The organism is Streptomyces sp. R41 (genome assembly GCF_041053055.1).
In the GTDB taxonomy this organism is placed as follows: domain Bacteria; phylum Actinomycetota; class Actinomycetes; order Streptomycetales; family Streptomycetaceae; genus Streptomyces.
In genome coordinates this window covers 10,023,945-10,044,546 of the sequence record NZ_CP163443.1, presented here as the reverse complement: position 1 = coordinate 10,044,546, position 20,602 = coordinate 10,023,945, and the positions used below count along the sequence as shown (strand labels likewise).

At 70.3% G+C, this 20,602-nt stretch carries 18 protein-coding genes; 8 read left to right on the top strand and 10 right to left on the bottom strand.

What is annotated here, in order from left to right:
- Positions 1–6: 6 nt before the first annotated feature.
- Both AB5J53_RS45745 and AB5J53_RS45740 read left to right on the top strand, forming a co-directional pair.
- The gene (locus AB5J53_RS45745; RefSeq protein WP_369251475.1) at positions 7–1,176 is read left to right on the top strand and encodes a lactate 2-monooxygenase; all 1,170 of its coding nucleotides are present in this window, start codon (positions 7–9) and stop codon (positions 1,174–1,176) included.
- The gene (locus tag AB5J53_RS45740) at positions 1,173–2,150 is read left to right on the top strand and encodes a 2-hydroxyacid dehydrogenase (RefSeq protein ID WP_369251474.1); all 978 of its coding nucleotides are present in this window, start codon (positions 1,173–1,175) and stop codon (positions 2,148–2,150) included. Before AB5J53_RS45745 ends, AB5J53_RS45740 begins: the two co-directional genes overlap by 4 nt.
- A 2-nt stretch (positions 2,151–2,152) precedes the next feature.
- On the opposite strand, the gene AB5J53_RS45735 is transcribed toward AB5J53_RS45740, so the two are convergent.
- The 4 genes from AB5J53_RS45735 to AB5J53_RS45720 form a co-directional block, all read right to left on the bottom strand.
- A complete protein-coding gene (locus AB5J53_RS45735) occupies positions 2,153–4,033 on the bottom strand; it encodes an RICIN domain-containing protein (RefSeq protein WP_369251473.1) in 1,881 nt (626 codons plus the stop codon).
- Between the two features lie 1,033 nt (positions 4,034–5,066).
- Positions 5,067–5,444, bottom strand: coding sequence for a toxin Doc (locus tag AB5J53_RS45730; protein ID WP_075028158.1), 378 nt, complete (start codon positions 5,442–5,444; stop codon positions 5,067–5,069).
- Between the two features lie 3 nt (positions 5,445–5,447).
- Entirely contained in the window at positions 5,448–5,693 is a 246-nt protein-coding gene (locus tag AB5J53_RS45725) for a hypothetical protein (protein WP_099501331.1), read from the bottom strand.
- A 96-nt stretch (positions 5,694–5,789) separates the two neighbouring features.
- Entirely contained in the window at positions 5,790–6,821 is a 1,032-nt protein-coding gene (locus tag AB5J53_RS45720; protein WP_369251472.1) for a zinc-binding dehydrogenase, read from the bottom strand.
- A 136-nt stretch (positions 6,822–6,957) separates the two neighbouring features.
- Here AB5J53_RS45720 and AB5J53_RS45715 point away from each other — a divergent pair, with 136 nt between their 5' ends.
- Complete coding sequence (locus tag AB5J53_RS45715; RefSeq protein ID WP_369251471.1) at positions 6,958–7,437, top strand: MarR family winged helix-turn-helix transcriptional regulator; 480 nt, start codon at positions 6,958–6,960, stop codon at positions 7,435–7,437.
- Between the two features lie 33 nt (positions 7,438–7,470).
- Here AB5J53_RS45715 and AB5J53_RS45710 read toward each other — a convergent pair whose 3' ends face one another.
- The 3 genes from AB5J53_RS45710 to AB5J53_RS45700 form a co-directional block, all read right to left on the bottom strand.
- Positions 7,471–7,785: a hypothetical protein gene (locus AB5J53_RS45710; RefSeq protein WP_369251470.1), complete on the bottom strand. Its 315-nt coding sequence runs from the start codon at positions 7,783–7,785 to the stop codon at positions 7,471–7,473.
- Positions 7,785–8,357, bottom strand: a complete 573-nt coding sequence (locus AB5J53_RS45705) for a TIGR03086 family metal-binding protein (RefSeq protein ID WP_369251469.1) — start codon at positions 8,355–8,357, stop codon at positions 7,785–7,787. The genes AB5J53_RS45710 and AB5J53_RS45705 overlap by 1 nt, the downstream gene beginning before the upstream one ends.
- A 97-nt stretch (positions 8,358–8,454) precedes the next feature.
- Positions 8,455–8,871 (bottom strand): SRPBCC domain-containing protein, encoded by a 417-nt coding sequence (locus tag AB5J53_RS45700; RefSeq protein WP_369251468.1) that lies wholly within the window; start codon positions 8,869–8,871, stop codon positions 8,455–8,457.
- A gap of 128 nt (positions 8,872–8,999) precedes the next feature.
- Here AB5J53_RS45700 and AB5J53_RS45695 point away from each other — a divergent pair, with 128 nt between their 5' ends.
- Positions 9,000–9,311: an ArsR/SmtB family transcription factor gene (locus tag AB5J53_RS45695; protein WP_369251467.1), complete on the top strand. Its 312-nt coding sequence runs from the start codon at positions 9,000–9,002 to the stop codon at positions 9,309–9,311.
- Complete coding sequence (locus tag AB5J53_RS45690) at positions 9,308–9,766, top strand: SRPBCC family protein (RefSeq protein ID WP_369251466.1); 459 nt, start codon at positions 9,308–9,310, stop codon at positions 9,764–9,766. Before AB5J53_RS45695 ends, AB5J53_RS45690 begins: the two co-directional genes overlap by 4 nt.
- A 32-nt stretch (positions 9,767–9,798) precedes the next feature.
- Here AB5J53_RS45690 and AB5J53_RS45685 read toward each other — a convergent pair whose 3' ends face one another.
- Together AB5J53_RS45685 and AB5J53_RS45680 are read right to left on the bottom strand one after the other, a co-directional pair.
- The gene (locus tag AB5J53_RS45685; RefSeq protein ID WP_369251465.1) at positions 9,799–10,407 is read right to left on the bottom strand and encodes a hemerythrin domain-containing protein; all 609 of its coding nucleotides are present in this window, start codon (positions 10,405–10,407) and stop codon (positions 9,799–9,801) included.
- The gene (locus AB5J53_RS45680) at positions 10,404–12,017 is read right to left on the bottom strand and encodes an MFS transporter (protein ID WP_369251464.1); all 1,614 of its coding nucleotides are present in this window, start codon (positions 12,015–12,017) and stop codon (positions 10,404–10,406) included. The genes AB5J53_RS45685 and AB5J53_RS45680 overlap by 4 nt, the downstream gene beginning before the upstream one ends.
- Before the next feature lie 172 nt (positions 12,018–12,189).
- On the opposite strand from AB5J53_RS45680, the gene sigJ reads away from it, so the two are divergent.
- Together sigJ and AB5J53_RS45670 are read left to right on the top strand one after the other, a co-directional pair.
- The gene (gene sigJ / locus AB5J53_RS45675; RefSeq protein WP_369251463.1) at positions 12,190–13,230 is read left to right on the top strand and encodes an RNA polymerase sigma factor SigJ; all 1,041 of its coding nucleotides are present in this window, start codon (positions 12,190–12,192) and stop codon (positions 13,228–13,230) included.
- Between the two features lie 56 nt (positions 13,231–13,286).
- Positions 13,287–14,846: a cytochrome bc complex cytochrome b subunit gene (locus tag AB5J53_RS45670; protein WP_369252883.1), complete on the top strand. Its 1,560-nt coding sequence runs from the start codon at positions 13,287–13,289 to the stop codon at positions 14,844–14,846.
- On the opposite strand, the gene AB5J53_RS45665 is transcribed toward AB5J53_RS45670, so the two are convergent.
- The gene (locus tag AB5J53_RS45665) at positions 14,757–17,852 is read right to left on the bottom strand and encodes a glycoside hydrolase family 2 TIM barrel-domain containing protein (protein WP_369251462.1); all 3,096 of its coding nucleotides are present in this window, start codon (positions 17,850–17,852) and stop codon (positions 14,757–14,759) included. The genes AB5J53_RS45670 and AB5J53_RS45665 overlap by 90 nt on opposite strands.
- A 254-nt stretch (positions 17,853–18,106) precedes the next feature.
- On the opposite strand from AB5J53_RS45665, the gene AB5J53_RS45660 reads away from it, so the two are divergent.
- Positions 18,107–20,485 carry a SpoIIE family protein phosphatase gene (locus AB5J53_RS45660; protein WP_369251461.1) on the top strand — a complete coding sequence of 793 codons (2,379 nt, stop codon included), beginning with the start codon at positions 18,107–18,109 and terminating at the stop codon, positions 20,483–20,485.
- Positions 20,486–20,602: the final 117 nt, after the last annotated feature.

The following is a 20,602-nucleotide window of genomic DNA, read 5'->3' as shown; positions in this document are numbered from 1 at the left end:
GTACGGATGGCGAAGCATTGGGCCGACTTCCAGTACGAGATCTATCTGAACGGAATGACGGGCGCCGTGCCGCGGCTGCCCACCGATCTGACGCGGCTGGAGGAGCTCACCGAGCAGCGGCTCGGGCCCGGTCCGGTCGGCTATGTGGCGGGCAGCGCGGGCAACGGCAGTACCGCGCGCGCCAACCGGGCCGCCCTCGACCGGCGCCGGATCGTGCCGCGCATGCTGCGCGATGTGCACGAACGCGACCTGTCCGTCGAGGTGTTGGGGCGTCCGCTGCCCGCGCCGCTGGCGCTCGCTCCGGTGGGCGTGCTGTCGATCATGCACCCGGACGCGGAGTCCGCCGCCGCGCGGGCCGCGGCGGCGCAGGGCGTCCCGTACATCCTGTCGTCGGCCTCCAGCACCCCCATGGAGCAGGTCGCGGAGGCGATGGGTGACGCGGAGCGCTGGTTCCAGCTGTACTGGGCGAAGGACCGCGAGGTCACCCGGAGCTTCCTGAACCGGGCGAAGGCGGCCGGGTTCACCGCGCTGCTCGTCACCCTCGACACTCCCTTGCTGGCCTGGCGCCCGCGCGACCTGGACCAGGCGTATCTGCCGTTCCTGCACGGCGTCGGCACCGCCAACTACTTCACCGACCCGGCGTTCCAGGCGGGCCTGGCCAAGCCGGTGCACGAGGACCCGAACGCGGCCGTGATGCACTTCGTCGGCATGTTCGCGGACCCCGGCAAGACCTGGCCGGACCTGGAGTTCCTGCGGGAGAACTGGGAGGGGCCGATCGTCCTCAAGGGGATCCTGCACCCGGACGACGCCCGCCGTGCCGCCAGCGCCGGAATGGACGGTGTGGTCGTCTCCAACCACGGTGGCCGACAGGTGGCGGGGTCGGTCGCGGCCGCCGACGCGCTGCCCCGCGTCGTCGAGGCGGCGGGCGACCGGCTGACCGTCCTCTTCGACAGCGGGATCCGTACGGGCGACGACATCTTCAAGGCGCTCGCGCTCGGTGCCCAGGCCGTCCTCGTCGGACGCCCGTACGCCTACGGACTCGGCCTCGACGGGCAGGCGGGCGTCGAGCACGTCATCCGCTGTCTGCTCGCCGAGTTCGACCTCACGCTCGCCCTGTCCGGGCATGCCAGTCCCGCCACCATCGGCTCCGACGACCTGATCGAGGAATCCGCATGACCGACACGAAGAACGTCCTGGCCGTCGTCTCGCCGCACGTCGGGGGCCGCACGGCGGGCGCGGCGCTCGCCACCGTCTTCCCCGGGCAGGCCCACGTCACCGTCGTGGAGGCGACCGGCGAGGATCCCGCCGCGCTGCGCGAGGCGCACGTCATCATCACCGGACTCGGCCCGGTGACCGCCGAACACATCGCCGCCGCACCGGACCTGGAACTCATCCAGTGCGCCAGTCACGGCTTCGACTACGTCGACCTGGACGCGGCGCGCGCCAAGGGCGTGCCCGTCTGCAACATCGGTTCCAGTGGCGCCGAGAAGCAGAATGTCGCCGAGCAGACCTTCGCACTGATGCTGGCCCTCGCCAAGCAGCTGGTGCCGGCGCACACCGCGCTCGTCGACGCCGACTGGGCGCTGCCGCGACTGCAGCAGTCCATCACCGAACTGTCCGGCAAGACGCTCGGCATCGTCGGACTCGGGCACATCGGCGAGGAAGTCGGCCGCCGCGCGGTCGTGTTCGACATGAATATCGTGTACGCCGGTCCGCAGCCCGTCGACGCGGAGACGGCGGCTCGGCTCGGCGGTGCGCGCCATGTCGAGCTCGATGAACTGCTGCGCACGTCGGACTACATCACGCTGCACGCGCCGCTCACGGATGACACCCGGCACCTGCTGAACGCCGAGCGGCTCGCGCTCCTCAAGCCGACCGCGTTCGTGATCAACACCGCGCGGGGCGCCCTGATCGACCAGGACGCCCTCGCGGACGCGCTGGAGGCGGGCGCCCTGGCCGGAGCGGGCATCGACGTGTTCGACCCCGAACCGCCCACCGAGGCCCTGCGGTTGCTCAAGGCCCCGAACGTGGTGCTCTCACCGCATGTCGCGGGCGTGACGCGCGAGACGCTCGTACGGATCGCGCTGGCGGCCGTCCAGAACGCCGCCGATTTCGTGGCCGGCAAACCGCCGCGCGATGTCGTCTCGTAGCGTCACAGCCCAACTCCCGCAGCGACGTCGGGGAGTTGCAGGGGCAGCGGCAACGCGGGCGCCGGGCTCGCGTCGCCGTCGTCGTCGCTGACGGCCACGGCGCGCGGCTCCTGGTAAGTGTCCGACGGAGTGGCCTCCGAGGCATCGGGCACGCCCGTCGGCTGCTCGTCCTGCGGCTCGCCGGGCGCCTCGGGCGTGCTGTCGGCCGAGGGCGGGTCGCCGGCGGGCTGTGTCGAGGGGCTGGTCGTGCCCGCGATCGACAGCGACTGGGGGCCGGCCGAGGCCGCGTCGGTCCGCCACCGCTGCAGATCGGAGCCGTCGCGCACCTTCACGACGATGTCGGCGTCGGGGTCGGTGGACGCGGGAGCGACGGCGAGTCCGTCGTTCCATCGGGGCAGCAACTCGCCCCGCACGGTGAGGTCGTAGCGCTCGTCGTCGCCGCGGGCCGCGCTCTTGGCGGCACAGCGGTCCAGGAAGACGACACCGTTGTCAGCGTGCGAGTCGAGGCACAGCTCGGGGTTGGCGATGCTGCGCAGCAGACCGTCTCCCTCGTAGGACCACTGCTGGGTCCAGGCGGACGAGCACACCGCCAGCTTGGTCTCGGCGCCCGCCTTCGCCGTGCCGCCCCGGATGTCGAGGCACAGATCGGCGGCGAGGTTGCGCAGCCGGGTCTGCTCGGTGGTCGTCGGGAGTCCGGCCGAGGTGGGCGGCGAGGACACGGCGGGCGGGGCCTGGGAGCCGGGGGTGGGTGACAGGGTGCGGCTGCTGCTCGCGCCGGTGGAGGCCGTGGGGTCGGCGCCGCCGTCGTCGTGGGACCACAGGCTGGTGGCGAGGACGGTCACGAGCAGGGCGGCCGACAGGCCCGCCCCGGTGAGCAGGGCCTTCGGGGGCCGCTGCCCCGGCTGGGCCGCGCGACGGCGCGGAGCGGGGATCTGGGACAGCAGGCGATGACGTCCACCGCTTCCCGGACGGCCGCCGCTGCCGGGACCGCCGCCACTCCCCTGCCGCCTGCCGGCGAAGGGGGATCCGCCCCGGGGGCGCACAGCTCGCCCCGCGCGTCCTGGACGGGAGTCGAGATACCGCCGTGCGCCCCAGCCGAGTACCGACTCGGCGAGCAGCACGCCCAGCCCGCCCTCGAAATGGCTGAGCTGCTCGGCCGCGTAACGACAGTACGGGCACTCCATCAGATGCTCTTGGACATCGGGCAGCAAGGCGCCGCCGCGGCGAATCGGTACGTCCAGCAACCGGTTGTGGAAGCCGCATTCCTTGCTCGGCGCGAGTTCCCGGTGGGCGCGTACACAGCCTTCCCGGAATTGCTCGCGGGCCTGCTCCAGAGCCGCCGACGCTATGTCGGTATCCATGCCCGACAGACCGGCTGGTACGGATATGGGCTCGGCCTCGACCTCGGTGTGCCACAGCAAGCACCGGGCGAGTGCCGGGAGGCCGTGGAATGCGCGCTCGGCGAGCTTCCGATTTTCGGCCGTCATGGACTTCGCCGCGCGCATACCGCGGCCTCCGGCGGGTTTCCTCAAGTCCGGCAGAACACCGGATATCCGATCGTCCGGGGACCACTCCTTGACGGTGTCCCTTACCGTCACGAGGAGTTGGGGCCGGAGCGCGAGACCGGACTCCCCTTGTACGAGACGATCGAGCATCCGGTGGAAGGAGGTCGCGGCGACCATGGAGGCGACGTTCGCAGAGGAAGCGAGGCAGATGACCGCGTAGTCGTACGTCGGCTGCCAGTGCCGGGCCATCAACAGGGCGACGGGATGGGCGGCATCGCTCTCCGGCCGGCCTCTCAGCAGGGCGGCGAGACTCTCGTCGGATTCGCCGGGAACGCCACTGGGCGGATAAGGGGGACGAGGGGGGTGGGGGGTGTGCACTGAGCGGGTTCCTTCCAAGGTGCAAGGTGGCACACAGAAGTTCTTGTCCGCCGAAAAGGAGCCCTGATTGGTGCGTACCTTTTTGACGGAGCGCCGGGAAAACGGTCGGGGGCGAAGACCGTACGGCGACCGTCGGTCAAGAGCCTCATGAGCTCGACGACGGACCGGAATAACGAACGGCGATTCAGACCCGGTCATTGACCCTGCGCAGGATGTTCACCCTCGCACAACACGCTCATGACCAACAAGGCACTTGAGCAACATCTGCATCATTGAAATAAAGTCAGATCCTGCGGCAACTCGCGCCACTCGCACCGACTTTCGAAATTCGATGCGCCCCGTGTGAACCGCGCGCACACGCCGGCGGCCCGCGCACGCTCCCGGCACACGGGGCTGCGTAGTCCACTGGAACCGGCCCTTCTCGGAGGCCCCGCGCAGGACGGCGGCTCTCCCGCGCGAAACCGGCCGCCGGCCCCGATCCTCCCGCCCTCGGTCGGCGGCCCCGAGGGCGGGGCCCCTTGCCGGACTTCCGGACGGATGGCGCGAGGCTGGACGGCGTACCGCAATTGGGCCCCGCCGTGACGGCGTTGCCGGTGGTCACGTTCGTCGGTCGGCCGTGGGCGAAGCTCGCCAGAACGCAGGACGCCGCTTCGGGTTCCACGGACATCGGACCTGGCCGTGGGTACGGCGGCTGTCGTAGGGCACCGCGGCTGCCTGCGCCAGGGATTCTCACGCCGGCCGGGAGGGCCACGAGTTCAGGCCGATTGGGCTACGGCGGCTTCGAGACCGGGAGCCCGACCGGCTGGTCGCCCACCCGGTACGACCGCGGTGGTCAGCACCCTGTCGGTCGGCAGGAAGCCCATCGATGGACAGGCGTTCGACGAGGCCTTGTTCACGGCCGGCCCCCCTGCCCATCGCCGGCGGCACCGTGCGATCGCGGGGCACGCCCTCACCGCCGCCCGCAACCCGCGCGCACCACGGGTCATCCGGTGACAACGGCCTGGTGACAACGACCCCATATGGGGACGCTCTTTCAGATCTGCCAGGAGCGCAGCCGGTCGGCCGCGCCGTAGACGTCCGTCTTGCCGGAGATCAGATCGCGGGCGAGATCGACGAGGGCGCCGTACGGCGGGTCGATGCCGACGCCGCTGACGAACATGTACGCGACCGCCGCCGAGCAGGCGAAGCGGGCGTTTGCCGCCGGTAACGGCTTCAGCAGGGCAAGGGTGTGCAGGAGCGCGGCGGCGCGCCAGGCCGGGTCGGAGTCGACGCCGAGCCTGGGCGGGTCGACGCGGTGGCGGGCCACGGCGGCGACGAGCGCCGAGAAGTCGTTGACCGTGGGCTGGTCGGGCAGTACCTCTTCGTGGCGCTGGAGCAGCCAGGGCACGTCGATATGGATGACGGGAGCCATCGGTCAGGCGACCCGCCCCTCGCCCTTGGCGGGTGGCTCGTCCTCCGGGAAGGCGGCGGCGAACTCGTCCGCGTGCGCGGCGAAGAACCGGCGGAACACCTCCGCGCCTTCCTGCAGCGCCCGGTGCCGCACGATGTCGGCCGCGGCCGCCTCCCGCACCAGGGCCTTCATCGACGTACCGCGCTCCTTGGCTATCTGCCGCAGGTCCTCTAGCTCGCGGTCGCTGAACTCCACGTTGAGAGCTGGCATGCCCTCACGGTACCGCGCGGGTACTTACCCGTAAATACTCCCAGTTCAAGGGCAGTGCAGGGCGGTACCAAACCAACGGAGGCACACCCCAGTCCGTCACGCCTGGTCCGTCACCAGGACCGCTTTCCCGGTGATCTCCCGCCTTTCCAGCGCGGCATGCACGTCGGCGGCCTTCATCAGCGGGTGGACGGAACCGATCCGCGGCGCGATCTCACCGCGCGCCGCCATGTCGAGCACGCGCTCCAGACCCGCCCGGTACCAGGCGTGATCGCCCTTGATCTCGGCCGGCACCATGCTCAGCGCGGTGCGCCGGCCCGGCCGCAGATTCATCAGCTTCACGCGTGCCGCGCCCCGCACGGTGTCGCCGACCATGCGTCCCGGGCGGCCCGAAAACGCGTAGCTGACCAGCACTCCCCCGGGCGACAGGACGCGGTACGCCTTGCGCAGCCCGGCCCCGCCGATGTGGTCGAACACCGCCTGGACACCGCCCGGTTCGCGCTCGCGCAGGACCGCCTCGAAGTCCTGCCGACGATAGTCGATCAAGGTCACGCCGTGCTGGGCGAGCAGTTCCTCGGCACCGGGCGCCGAGGCGGTGCCGTACATCCGAAGTCCGCGCAGCGCACCGAGGCGGCTGAGCGCTTGCCCCACTCCCCCGCTCGCACCCTGGATGAGCACCGTTTCCCCGGCCACGAGACGGCCGTGGGTCTCCAGAACACTGAGTGCTGTCAGGTGGTCGAGCGGGATCGCGGCGGCCAGGACCGGGTCGAGACCGTCGGGCAGCGGGACGAGCTGCCACAGCGGCAGGCAGATGTACTCGGTGTACGCGGCCATCTTCGTCAGGGCGCCCGCGACGCGCGCACCCTCCCGGAGCCCGGCCGGCCGGGGGCCGTCGGGCGTGAAGTCCACGATCTCGCCGACGAGTTCGTAGCCGGGCGTGAAGGGCACCTTGCGCTGCAGCAGATAGTCGCCCGAACGTGCCATCAGGTCCGTGAAACCCACTCCGGAGGCCAGCACCTTCAGTCGGGCATACCCCGGCGGCGGCTCCGCCAGGGTGGCCTCGACGGGCCGCATGGTCTCGGTGCCGCCGAACCGCTCCACGACGATCTTTCGGTACGCGATCTCGCTCATGAACCTCACCGTTTCCTGTGTCGTGTCATTAAGTTACACGACATATATTGGTCCGACCAGGCCCCGGGGCAACGGCGGAGTGAATAGGTGCCGTGTAACGTAGTTCCGTCGTCTATCGATCCGGGAGTGCAGCACGATGGAGCCGGCCGAAGAAGTCCGCTTCCTCATCCTGGCCGCGCAGCGTGAGGGAAATCGCCAACTCGCCCAAGGGCTGCGCCCGTTGGGGGTGACGCCCGCCCAGGCCGAGGTGTTGCGGCTCCTCTCGGAGCGGCAGCCGCTCAGCATGTCCGGACTCGGGGCCCTGCTGGTGTGCGAGAGCGGCGGCAATCCCAGCCGTCTGGTGGACCGCCTGGTGACCGCGGGACTCGTACGCCGCGAGGAGGGCAGCCACGACCGGCGTCATGTGGAGCTGACGCTCACTCCCGCGGGCCATGAGACGGCCCGCGCGGTGGCCGCCGTCGAGACGGAACTGCACGCCCGCATCGAGACCGCGGCGGCCGGTCACGACGTCGACGCGGTGCTCGCCTTCCTGCGCACCTTGGTGGCGGGCCAGAGCGCGGGCGAGGCGGTGGCCCTGCGCGCGGGGCGCGCCACAGCCCCGACCGGAGCACCCTAGCGGGCCCCGCGCCGGGCGGCGTCGCGTCCGGACTCAGCGTGGCTGGGCGCGCGCCGCCTCCGTCAGGGGCAGCCAGTGCGCCGACGCGGCGAGCGGCACACAGATCCAGTCCTTCATCGGGCGACCGCCCATGGGGTCGAAGAGGTGCGCGCCGGCGAGGGCGAGGGCCTCGGCGTGTTCGGGGGTGTCCCGGTGCAGGCGGACGACCAGTTCGCCCTTGTGGAGGCCGACGAACGCCTTGCCGTTCGGGTCCTTGAGGCAGGGCATCCCGAACATCTTGGAGAGCTTCGCCCCGCGTGGTTCGAGGTCTTCGGCCAGACGCGCGAACAACTGGTCCGCGTCCGCCATCAGGCGACCTTCCGTCCGGTGAGGGCGAGCAGCCGCTCCAGCGGGGTGGCATCGGCGGCGGGTTCGGCCTCCGGGCCGAAGGCTCCGCCTGCGCGGGCGCCCTCGGCGATCTGTCCGGCGATGGCAGTCGCGGTGGCGACCACGTCGTCGTCGGCCGTGAACGACTGACCGGTGGCGGCGGCGAGGTCCCAGCCGTGCACGGTCAGCTCCATGATGGTGATCATCCCGGCGAAGGGCGCCGGGTAGGTGCTCGACGCGAAGGGTGTCTCCCCTTCCCAGGCGCCCGGCTCGGCCCAGGCGGCGGCGAGCCGGTCGACGAGCGGCGGGAAGGCCACCCAGGGCGCCTCCGTCAGAGTGATCGGGGCGTCGGCGGGCAGCGGCTCCTTCGCTGCGGCGTATCCGCCCATGACGAGCGCGCCGAGCAGGTGCTCGCTGAGCCGGTGGACGTCGAAGCCGGAGCAGGGCGTGGGGAGTTCACGCTTGCCGGTGAGGGCGGGCTGCTGGGCGTACGCCTGCAGATTGCGGGCGGCACGGGCGAGCTGGTCGGTGAGTTCGGCGGGAGTGGCGTTCATCAGAGGTGCTCCCGTTCAGAAGGGTTTGGACCGTCATAGAGAAGACGGAAAGGGACGGCTTACACGGAAAGGGATGGCTTACAAGGACAGACCCGGCTCAGCCGAAAAAGGGATCGGCCTTGCCCGTCTCCGCGTACGACTTGAGCGCCGTGAACTTGGTGGCCCATCCGTAGGTGAAGTTGCGATAGGCCTCGTCCTGCGCCGGGAATCCAGCGTGCGTGAAGCGCAGCAGGACACCGCCCTCCGGGACGTCGAGGATCTCGTAGGTCTGCGTGGTGCCGGCCCACGGGCCGTTCTCCCCCGCCAGCACCAGGCGCCGGTCGCCTGAGTCGGTGATCCGCAGCCGCCAGGGCTCCGGCACACCGGGGAAGCTCAGCGCGTGCTCCGCGCCGACACCCTCCCCTATCTCGGCGTCCGCCGTGAACCAGCCACGTACGCCGGTCTCGGTGGTGATGGCCGCGCGGACGGTGTCCGCCTCGGCCTCGATGGTCAGCTGCATCGCGATGTCGGGCATCGGATGTCCTCTCGGGATCGTCAAGATCTTTCGTGAGTGTCCGGGAATGCCCCGAAGCTCTTCCTTTAGTCGACACTAAAATAAGCCCGAACGCGGCGCAAGTTAAAGCCGTGACTAAAATAAGCAGCGTGGATCAGGTGAAGGCGATCAGTGAGCCGCGGCGGCGGGCGATTCTGCAGCTCGTGTGGCACGAGGAGCTGTCGGCCGGAGAGATCGCCGAGCGCTTCGACGTCACCTTCGGCGCGGTCTCCCAGCATCTGAAGGTGCTCCGCGAGGCGGGCCTGGTCGTCGTCCGAAAGGACGGCACCAAGCGGTACTACCGCGCGGACCGTGCTGGGATGGGACCGCTGGCTGCCTACCTGGAGTCCACGTGGGGCGACTCCCTGGACGCCCTGGCCGCGCTCGCCGAACAGGCCGAGCGGGAGGAGGAGCAGAAGTGACCATCACCCCCGACGGCTCCGTCGTCGTACAGCGGCACATCAAGGCCCGCCCGGAGACCGTGTTCTCCTTCTTCACCGACACCGAGCGATGGCTGTCCTGGCAAGGCATCGAGGGCACGCTCGACCCGACGCCCGGCGGCGCGTACCGGATGCGAGTCGTCGGCGACGCCACCGCTTCCGGACGCTTCGAGGAGGTCGAGCCGTACACCCGGATCGTCTTCACCTGGGGCTGGGAGAACGAGGGCGACCCGGTGCCGCCCGGCAGCAGCCGGGTCGAGGTCACTTTCGCCCCCGAACCGGACGGCACGCTGCTCACGCTCACCCACTCCGGCCTGCCCGAGCCGGCCCGCGAGCCGCACCAGGAGGGCTGGGACCATTACCTCGACCGGCTCGCCGTACGGGCGCCCGGCGGTGACCCCGGCCCGGACAGCTGGATGGAACCGAAGCCCGCCTGAGCGCCCACGGACGAGGGCCGCCGAGCGCCCGGTCAGGTTCGCCACAGCCCGCGCCTGCGGTAACCCGCCTCCCAGAACAGGCGGTTGAGGACGCGGACGGGCGGGGGCAGCGCGCCGAGGAACGCGGCGCGGTCGGCGGGCGGGATGCCGTCGACGATCCACGGCACGAAGACGGCCGCCCCGCGCAGGCCCTGCGTCTCGCGGATACGTCCGGTGAAGGCACCCCAGTCCGCGGGCGTCAGCACCTCCTGGATGAGCGGCAGGGCGCTCGCCTCCTCGTGCGCGAGGTGGTCGTCGAGGGTCGTGGCCAACGCGTGGACGAGTTCGGCGAGTTCGGCCGACCGGTTCCTGAGGGCCGCGTCGACGGCGGTGAGCTGCGGGTCGAGGCGGGCGTGCTCCGCCTCCATCTCCGCGAGGAGGGCGATGTCCTTGGGCCGGCCCTCGACCTTGCGCTGCACCCGGGGCCACAGGTCGCTGTCCTCGGCGGTGTGGTGGATGTGCAGCTGGTGGGTGAAGTTGTCCCAGCCGGCGCGGACTTGGGGGGTGAAGGCGGTGCCGTCCGCCGCGGCCTTGCCGAGACGTACCAGGTCGCGCCGGAACGCGTCGTGGGAGGCGTACATGGCGGTGAGGTCGATGCTCATGAGGTGGCATCCTCCAGTTCGGGTTCGTACACGGGCAGGGCGTGCGGGTTGGCGGACGGCCCGCGGTGACGGCGTACGGCAAGGCAGGCGAGCGCGCCGGCCAGCAGGACCAGGGCGGAGACGAGGATCGCGGGACCCATCGCGTCCACGAAGCCGTGGCCGAATACCTGGCCGCCGAGCTCTCGCATGCGGTCGGCGACGTCGTGCGGCACCCCGGACGGAGTACCGGCCGACTGCCGGGCGTTCACGTCGGACTCCGCCTTGGAGAAGGCGGCGACGAAGCCGTCGCGGTAGGCGGCGGGGAGCTGTCCGGCGCGCTGCCGCGCCTGGTCGGTGAGCGAGCTCGCGAGCTGGGCCTGGAGCACGGCGCCGACGACGGCGCCCGCGAGCACCGAACCGACCTGCCGCAGCGCGTTGTTGACGCCAGAGGCGGCACCGGACAGGCGTGCGGGTACGTTGCGCATGACCTCCGTGGCCATCGGCGCGAAGGTGCAGCCGGCGCCCAGTCCGGCCAGGAAGAGCGGGAAGGCGACCGCCGTCCAGCTCGATCCGACGTCGGCCGCGGCCACGATCCAGATCAGCGCGGCCGCCCAGGCGAGCAGCCCGGTCATCAGGATGAACTTGCCGCCGATCTTGTCCGCGAGGACTCCGGCGGGCCCGGCCATCACGAATGAGCCGAGCGCGAGGGGCAGCAGGACCAGCCCGGACTTGAGGGCGCTGAAGCCGAGGACGGACTGCAGATAGATCGTCAGCGGCAGGAACATCCCGATGACGCCGAACGACACGGTGATGCCCACGAAGTTGATGAAGGTGAAGTTGCGGTCCTTGAAGAGCGAGAACGGGACGAGCGGGTCGCCGGCCTGCTGGCCGCGCTCGTGCCCCAGGAAACCGGCGAAGAGCAGGACCGCCGCGCCGAACAGCGCCCAGATCCAGCCGTTCCAGTCGTAGCGCTGCCCCTCCGTCAGAGCGAAGGCCAGGCAGAACAGGGCACTTGAGGCGAGCAGCACGCCGAAGGTGTCGAAGCGGTGCCGTACCGTGCGCCGGGAAGCGGGAATGATCGCCACGGCGAGCCCCAGTACCAGCACCCCGAGCGGCAGATTGACGAAGAAGATCCACCGCCAGTCGAGACGGTTGATCAGCGCGCCCCCGATGATCGGGCCCAGGGCGCCGGAGATGCCCGCGACCGCGCCCCACACGCCCATCGCGGCGCCGCGCCGGTCGGCCGGGAACACCTCGGCGATGATCGACAGGGTCTGCGGCATGAGCAGCGCCGCGCCGAGGCCCTGCACCGCGCGGAAGCCGATCAGCTGAGCCGGGTCCTGGGCCAGGCCACAGGCCAGGCTGGCGAGCGTGAACAGCGCGACGCCCGCGATGAACAGGTTGCGCTTGCCGCGCAGGTCACCGAGGCGGCCCGCGGTGATCAGCAGGACGGCCAGGGCGAGGGAGTAGGCGTTGACGACCCACAGGATCTCGTCGAGGGAGGCGTCCAGATCCTGCCCCATGTCGGGGATCGCGATGTTCACGATCGTCAGATCGAGCAGCGTCATGAAGAAACCCAGGGAGAGCGTGATGAGGATCGCCCATGGGTTGCCGTGCCATTTCTTGAACACGATGTGTGTCTCCTTGTGCCGAAACATCGGACTCGCGTTCAAGAGGGCGGCCGCGACGGCCGGTGTGACGCGCAGGAAGCCCCCTGAGACCTACGTCACATTTCGTCGTCCGATGTCACATTCGGGCCCCCTTTTCCCCTCGCAGTAGTGAGCGCAACAAGGGAGGCAAGGCATGTCCGAAAGCCCCGTGTCCGGGACCACCAATGGCACGGCATCCGGCGGCGTCGCCGCGACGTCCGGGAGCGATGGCGCGACGTCCCGGAGCGACGGCGCGACGTCCCGGAGCGATGGCGCGACGCAGGTCTTCGTCGACCACCGCGAGCTGCTGTTCGCGATCGTCTACAACATGCTCGGCAGCGTCGCGGACACCGACGACGTGCTCCAGGAGACCTGGCTGTCCTGGCAGGGCCGCGCCGACCGCTCTCCGCTCGACGGAATCACCAACCCGCGCGCCTATCTCGTCCGCATCGCCGTGAACCACGCGCTGGCGCGCCGTGCCGCCATCACCCGCCGCCGCGAGACGTACGTCGGCCCCTGGCTGCCGGAGCCCCTGCTCGACGAACCCGCCCCCGCCGGCTCCGCCGACGACCGGACCCTGCGGGCCGAGTCGGTGTCGCTCGCGATGCTCGTGGTCCTGGAGTCGCTGACCCCGCTGGAGCGGGCGGTGTTCGTCCTCAACGAGGTGTTCGGCTACCCGCACACCGAGATCGCGGAGGTCCTCGACCGCAGCCCCGCCGCGGTGCGCCAGCTCGCGCACCGCGCCCGTGAGCACGTCCACGCCCGCCGTCCGCTGTACCGGGCCCATCCCCGCGTACGCCGGCAGGCGACCGAACGCTTCGTGGAGGCCGCGCTCGGCGGTGACATCGCCGCGCTGATGGAGATCCTCGCGCCGGACGTGACGGTGTGGACGGACGGCGGCGGCAAGGCCCGCTCGGCCGGGCTGCGCCCTGTGCACGGCCGGGACAAGGCGGCACGCCTGTTCGCCGGCTATGCCACGCGCCGCGCGACGAACCTCGACATCCGCTATCGCCGCGTCAACGGCGACGACTCCGCGGTGATCTTCGAGGGCGAGTCCCCGTACGCCGTCATGGTCATGGACCTCACCCCGGACGGCGAGCGGGTGTCCGACGTCTACATCGTCACCAATCCCGAGAAGCTCGCGCACGTACGAAGGGACGAGGGCGCCGAGGAGCCGGAGGGAGAGCACCCGTGACCACCGTCGAAGGGCCCGCCTCGCGCCCACCCGGGAAAGCGTCGTCCGGCGAGCGCATGGCCGAGAAGCCGTCCTCGGGCGCGGGCACAGCCGAGAAGGCGTCGTCCGGCGAGCGGGTGGCCGACTGGTTCGACGGCCGTCTCGGCGTCTACTCGCTCGGCAAGCAGTACCTGCGCAAGGTCTTCCCGGACCACTGGTCCTTCCTGCTGGGTGAGATATGCCTGTACAGCTTCGTCGTCCTCGTCCTCACCGGCGTCTATCTCACGCTGTTCTTCCACCCGTCGATGAACGAGGTGGTCTACCACGGCAGTTACGTCCCGCTGAACGGCATCCGCATGTCGGAGGCTTACGCCTCCACGCTGGACATCAGCTTCGACGTGCGCGGCGGGCTGCTGATCCGGCAGATCCACCACTGGGCCGCGCTGATCTTCCTCGCCGGGATGCTGACGCACATGATGCGGCACTTCTTCACGGGCTCGTTCCGCAGGCCCCGCGAGGTGAACTGGCTGTTCGGCTGGACACTGCTGCTCCTCGGCATGTTCGAGGGCCTGTTCGGCTACTCGCTGCCGGACGATCTGCTGTCGGGCACCGGGCTGCGGTTCGTGGACGGGGCCCTGCTGTCGATGCCGATCGTCGGCACCTATCTGTCGTTCTTCCTCTTCGGCGGGGAGTTCCCCGGTCATGACATCGTGGCCCGTTTCTACTCACTGCACGTCCTGCTGATTCCGGGCATCATGGCGGCACTCGTCGTCGCCCATCTGATCCTGGTCGTCTATCACAAGCACACGCAGTTCGGCGGACCGGGAAAGACCGAACGCAACGTCGTGGGCACCCCGTTCATGCCGGTCTACATGGCGAAGGCGGGCGGCTTCTTCTTCCTGGTGTTCGGCGTCATCGCGCTGATCTCGGCGGTCGCGACCATCAACCCGGTCTGGGCGTACGGCCCTTACCGCGCCGACCAGGTGTCGACGGGCGCTCAGCCGGACTGGTACCTGGGCTTCGCGGAGGGGCTGGTCCGTGTCATGCCGGGCTGGGAGATCACCGTGGCGGGGCACACGCTCGTGCTCGGCGTACTCATCCCCGTCGTCGTCTTCCCGCTGCTCCTCGTCGCCATCGGTGTCTACCCGTTCGTGGAGGCGTGGGTGACCAAGGACCGGCGCGAGCACCATCTGCTGGACCGCCCGCGCAACCGGCCGATCCGTACGTCGCTCGGGACGGCATGGATCAGCCTCTATCTGATCCTGCTCGCGGGCGGCGGCAACGACATCGTGGCGACACGCTTCCATCTGTCGATCAACACCGTGACCTGGACCGTGCGGACCGCCCTGTTCGTGGTGCCGGTCGTCGTCTTCGTGGTGACCCGCCGCATCTGCCTGGGACTGCAGCGGCGGGATCGCGAACTGGTGGCGCACGGCCGTGCGACGGGCGTGATCAAACGCCTGCCGCACGGCGAGTACGTCGAGGTGCACCGCCCGCTCAGCCGTGCCGAACTGCACACGCTGACCGAGCACACGCGACGGCTGCCGTCAGCCGACCGGGACCTCCAGGCGGCTGATCCGCAGCCCGCCGTCGGCGGCACCCGGGTGCCCGCTGGTCATGAGGAGACGGAGCCGTGAGCCGCGTACCGCGTCGAAGGTGATCACCGTGGGCGTGTCGGACGCGGTGGCCCAGTCGATGGCCGCGTCCTTCACCGGCACATACTCCTTGCCGTCCCAGACCGAGACCTCGACCGACGCGGGCAGGGCGTGCGTCGCGTCGACGGTGAAGGAGACCTCGACCCGGTCGACGGTGCGCTGGCGCGCCCAGGTGACCGAGACCCAGTCCTCGGGACGGGCTCCGTTGAACGCGGGCAGCAGGGCCGTCGCCGACTTGTAGAAGGCGTTGGACCAGCCGGTGGCCGCGTCGCCGTCGAGCATGGCGGCGGGCAGGGTGTCGGTGCGGCCGGAGTAACTGGCGTCCGCGTACGGGTAGTTCGGGGCCGCGGGGTGGTCGGGCTTGAACGCCGTCGGCGGAGTGGCCGCCTTCGACTCGGCGGGGGTGGTGCGTACGGTCGTGGAGGCCGCGCGCAGTCCTTCACCGCGGGCGGTCACCTTCAAGGTGCCCGCCTTCGTCCCGGACCGGACGATCGCGAGCGCCTTGCCGTGGAAGGCGGTTCGGGTACTGGCCTGATAGCGCTCGGCGCTCTCCTCCCGGCCGTTGTCGAGACCGGCGAGCGAGCCGCCCGCCACCTCGAACGTGAGCAGGTCTTCGGCGTCGGGCACCACGACACCGTGGGCGTCGACCACCTCCGCGGTCACGAACAACAGTGAACGGCCGTCCGCCGCCGACGTCTTGCGGTCCGCCGTGAGGCGTATCGCACGGGGCGCCCCGGCGGTGCGCAGGACGTCCGTCGCCACCGCCTTGCCGTCACGGCGGGCGACCGCCTTCAACTCACCTGGTTCGTACGGCACTTTCCAGCTGAGGTGCAGCTTGCCCGCGCTGCCGTTCGGGCTGGTGTAACTCCCGGGATAGGGGCCGCCGGTGAAGGTCTTGTCATCGCCGGTCGCCTCCGTGGTCTCCAGGTAAGGGCGCCCGTCGGCGGTCCTCTTGGTGTCGAACCCCCGGGTGCCCAGGGACTTGCCGTTGAGGAACAGCTCGACGGTGTCGACGTTCGCGTAGGCCCAGACCTCGACCGTGTCCCCCGCCTCGTGGTTCCAGCTCATGGGCAGCAGATGGACCATGGGCTCGTCCGTCCACTGGCTCTTGAACAGGTGGTACATGTCCTTGGGGAAGCCGGCCGTGTCGACCGCGCCGAAGAAGGATGCCTTCACCGGGAAGACGTCGTAGGGCGTGGGCTCGCCGATGTAGTCGATGCCCGACCACAGGAACTGGCCGGCGAACCACTTCCGGTCCCGGTCCTTCTTGTGCCCGTACTCGCCGCTCATCGTCCAGGAGGCGAGGTTGTTGTCGTACGAGGAGGTCGCGCGCTTGCCGGGGGTGTGATTCTCACCGGTGTTGAGGTGCTCCGGTTCCTGGTACGTCGAGCGGGTCGAGGTCTCGGACGACGACTCCGACTCGAAGAGGAACAGGTGGGGATAGGCGGCGTGCAGGGCGTCCACCGACTTGGCGGTGTTGTAGTTGAGGCCGAGCCCGTCCAGCTTGGCGAGCATGAGGTCGGCCGCGGAGCCCTTCGCGGGGACGCGGCGGTACTTGTCGGACCCGATGACCAGCGGTCGGGTGTCGTCCACGGCCTTGATGGCGCCGATGATCCGGTCGGCCATGGCGAGCCCGGCGGTGGACGTGGAGTCGGGGACCTCGTTGCCGATGGACCACAGGACCACGGCGGGCGAGTTGCGGGCCGCGAGGACCATCTCGGTGGTGTCCTTCTCGCACCACTCGTCGAAGAACCGGCCGTAGTCGTAGGTCGTCTTGCCCGTCCGCCAGCAGTCGAACGCCTCCACCATCATCACGATGCCCAGTTCCTCGCAGACCTGGATCATCTGCGGTGAGGGCGGATTGTGGGAGGTCCGGAAGGCGTTGACGCCCATCGACTTCATGATGGTCATCTGCCGGCGTACGGCGTCGATGCTGATCGCCGCCCCGAGCGCGCCCTGGTCGTGGTGCAGGTCGACACCCTTGATCTTGGCGTAGGCGCCGTTGAGGTGGAAGCCCTCGTCCGGGTCGAAGCGGAACTGCCGGATGCCGAAGGGGGTGCGGTAGGTGTCGACGGTCTCGCCGCCGACGCGCAGCTCCGTCTCCACGGTGTAACGGTGGTCGGGGGTCGCGAAGTCCCACAACTTCGGCTTCTCGACGGTGAGTTCATGGGTCTCGTCCACCTGGTCGCCGACCGTGACCGTGGTGACCGTACGGGCGGCCGTACGGCCGTCGGGGTCGACGATCCGTGATGCCACCTGGACGTCGGCAGAGGTACCGGCTTCGTTGACGACGGTCGTTCGCACCCGTACGGCCGCCCGCTCCGCCGTGATGTCCGGCGTCGTGACGTACGTACCCCACCGACGGACGTGCACCGGCTCGGTGACGACCAGGCGGGCCTCGCGGTAGATGCCGCTGCCCGAGTACCAGCGGCTGCTGGGGAGCTGGTTCTGGACCTTGACCGCGATGACGTTGACGGTGGTGCCGTCCGTGTGCAGCAGGTCGGTGAGGTCGAAGGCGAACCCCGTGTATCCGTAGGGGTGGCGGCCGACCTCCTTGCCGTTGCAGTACACGTACGCGTCCATGTAGACGCCGTCGAACTCCACGGAGATCCGCTTGCCGACGAGGGCGGGCGGCAGGGTGAAGGCGGTGCGGTACCAGCCGAGGCCGCCGGGGAAGAAGCCGGTGCCGCTGGTGGTGCCGTGCTCCGTGGTGGGTGTCTGCTCGATGCTCCAGTCGTGGGGTACCGCCACCTGGCGCCACGCCGAGTCGTCGTAGCCGGGCTGCGCCGCGCCCTCGTACGCGCCCGTGGGGTCGGTGATGCCGCCCGGGTTGACCAGCGCGAAGCGCCAGCCGTCGCGCAGCTCGACCGTGCGTCGCCCCGGGGCTCGCCCAAAGGGCGCCGCCCAGGCGTCGGCGGCGCCCGAGAGTGCGCCGGCCGCGGGTACGGCCGTTCCTGCGATCAATACCGATCTTCGAGTGACCGTCATGGCGGCTCTCCATCATCAGGGCCCATAAGTAATCACAACTGATCGTGAACAAACAGATTCTGACGGGGTGACACACACGGCCGTCAAGGGTGCGGCACTCACTTCCGCCCCGCACCTCACTTCGGCCGAAAACCCACCTTGCGGATGTGCCGCGTCGGCGTCCTGGTTCCAGGGTGCGCAGGGCGCCCAGCCACTAGGCTGGAACCCGAGTGACGCGCTTGTTCACTGTCAGTGTGCGCAATGGAGTGGCGACGATGAGCCCGGTCCACCCCCTCGACGAGGCCGCCACGGCACGGGCAGTCATCGACGGGAACGGCACCCTGGTCCTCTGGAACGAGGGGGCCCGCCGATTGCTGGGGTACGCGCCGGAGGAGGTCGAGGGCCGCCCCGCGGCGGACCTGCTGGACCCCGGTTCGGGCGAGTCAGTGCTGTCCGAACCCACCGGTAACCGCTGGAGCGGCACCCTTCCCCTGCGTCACCGCGACGGACGCACCCTCTCCGTGTGGCTGCTCGCTCATCGCAGGGAAACGAAGGGCGAATGGCTCTTGGTCACCCCGCTCGAGGGCGAGGACCGGCGCGCCTACGACGACCCGCTGATCAGGGCCGTGCTCACGCAGTCGCCGTGCGCCATGGCGATCTACGACGAACGGCTGCGCCTGTACGGGATCAACGACGCGATGGCCGAGGTGATCGGTCTCCCGGAGGCCCGCGTCCGGGGTCTGCGGATCTCCGAGATAGGCGGCCAGCGGGAGAGCGAGCGGCTCGAGGAGAACCTGTACGGCGTGCTCGTCTCGGGCGAGGGGCGCGATGTGGAGGTGTACATGCGCACGGGCGGTAGGGACCGCCCGCACGCCTGGATGGCGCGGATCGCCCCGCTCACCGACGCCGACGGTCGCGTGCGCGGCGTGTGCCTGGCCGCGCACGACTTCACCGAGCAGTACCGGGCCCGGGAGCGGCTGCAACTGGTCAACGAGGCCAGTGTGCGCATCGGCAGCACCCTCGACGTCACCCGAACGGCGCAGGAGCTCGCCGATGTCTGCGTGCCCACACTCGCCGACTTCGTCAGCGTCGACCTGCTCGATCCGCCCGAGCACGGGGGTGAGCACCACTCCGAGCCGCCGAGCACCCCGATCACGCTCCGCCGCGCGGCCCATCGATCGGTGAACCCGGGCTCCCCCGAGGCGGTCGTCACACTCGGCGCGGTCGACGTCTACCCCGCCTCCTCACCGCAGGCCGACTCCCTGATCGCCGGCCGGACGATCGTGGCGCCGGACGCGACCACCTCGCTGGAGGAATGGCTGGCCTGGGACAAACGCAGGAGCGAGCGCATCGCGAAGTACGGCATCCACGCCACCATGTCGGTGCCCATCCGGGCCCGGGGCCAGACCCTGGGCGTCGCGGTGCTCACCCGGTTCCGGCAGCCCGGTTCTTTCACCTACGACGACGTCCTGCTCGCCGAGGAGGTCACGGCCAGGGCCGCCGTCTGCATCGACAACGCCCGGCGTTTCTCCCGCGAGCGTGAGACCGCCCTGGCCCTGCAGCGCAGCCTGCTCCCCCAGTCACTGCCCCGGACGGCGGCGCTGGAGGCGGCCTCGCGCTACTTGCCCGCGGCGCGTGCCGGGGTGGGCGGCGACTGGTTCGACGTGATCCCGCTGTCCGGCATGCGGGTCGCCATGGTCGTCGGCGACGTCGTCGGCCACGGCATCCAGGCCTCGGCGACCATGGGGCGGCTGCGCACCGCCGTCCGCACGCTCGCCGACATCGATCTGGCCCCGGACGAGCTGCTCACACACCTGGACGACCTCGTCGTGCGGCTGTCCGAGGATGCCGGGGTCGAAGGCACCACCGGGGAGGTCGGCGCCACCTGCCTGTACGCGGTGTACGACCCGGTCTCCCGGCGCTCCACCTTCGCCCGGGCAGGGCATCCGGCGCCGTACATCGTCCCTCCGGACGGTCCGCCCCGGCAGATCGAGCTCCCGGCCGGACCGCCGTTGGGCCTGGGCGGCCTGCCGTTCGAGTCCGTGGAACTCGAGCTGCGCGAGGGCACGGTGCTGGCGCTGTACACCAACGGGCTGATCGAGAGCCGCGGGCGGGATCTCGACGTCGCCCACCAGCTGCTGTCCCGAGCCCTGGAGCAGTCGTCCCAGTCCCTGGAATGGGCGTGTCATGCGATCCTGCAGGCGCTGCTTCCGGTCGGCGGTGCCCCGGACGACATCGCCCTGCTGCTCGCCCGCACACACGGCCTGCCTCCCTCCCAGGTGGCGACCTGGGACATTCCCGCCGACCCCGCCCTCGTCGCGCCGATCCGCAAGCAGGTGGCGGATCAGCTGGACGTCTGGGGGCTGAGCGAGGCGACGTTCACAGCCGAACTCGTGGTGAGCGAACTGGTCACCAACGCGATCCGGTACGGCGAGCCGCCCATACGGCTGCGCCTCATTCACGATGCCAGGACCCTGATCTTCGAGGTCTCCGACAGCAGCCACACCGCCCCGCATCTGCGCCGGGCGAAGACCTACGACGAGGGCGGCCGCGGACTGCTTCTCGTCGCCCAGCTCACCCAGCGCTGGGGGAGTCGGCACACCGCCGAGGGCAAGACCATCTGGGCGGAGATGTCGCTGCTCGGCGAGGACTGACGGCCTCGGCGGGGCGGCCGGCCCGGCGTCTGATGTGATGGACGGGCGCCACGATCACCCCCGGAGGGTCGAACCCTGAACACCCTGCTCGCCCAAGGCCTCTCCGCCGCGCGGAAC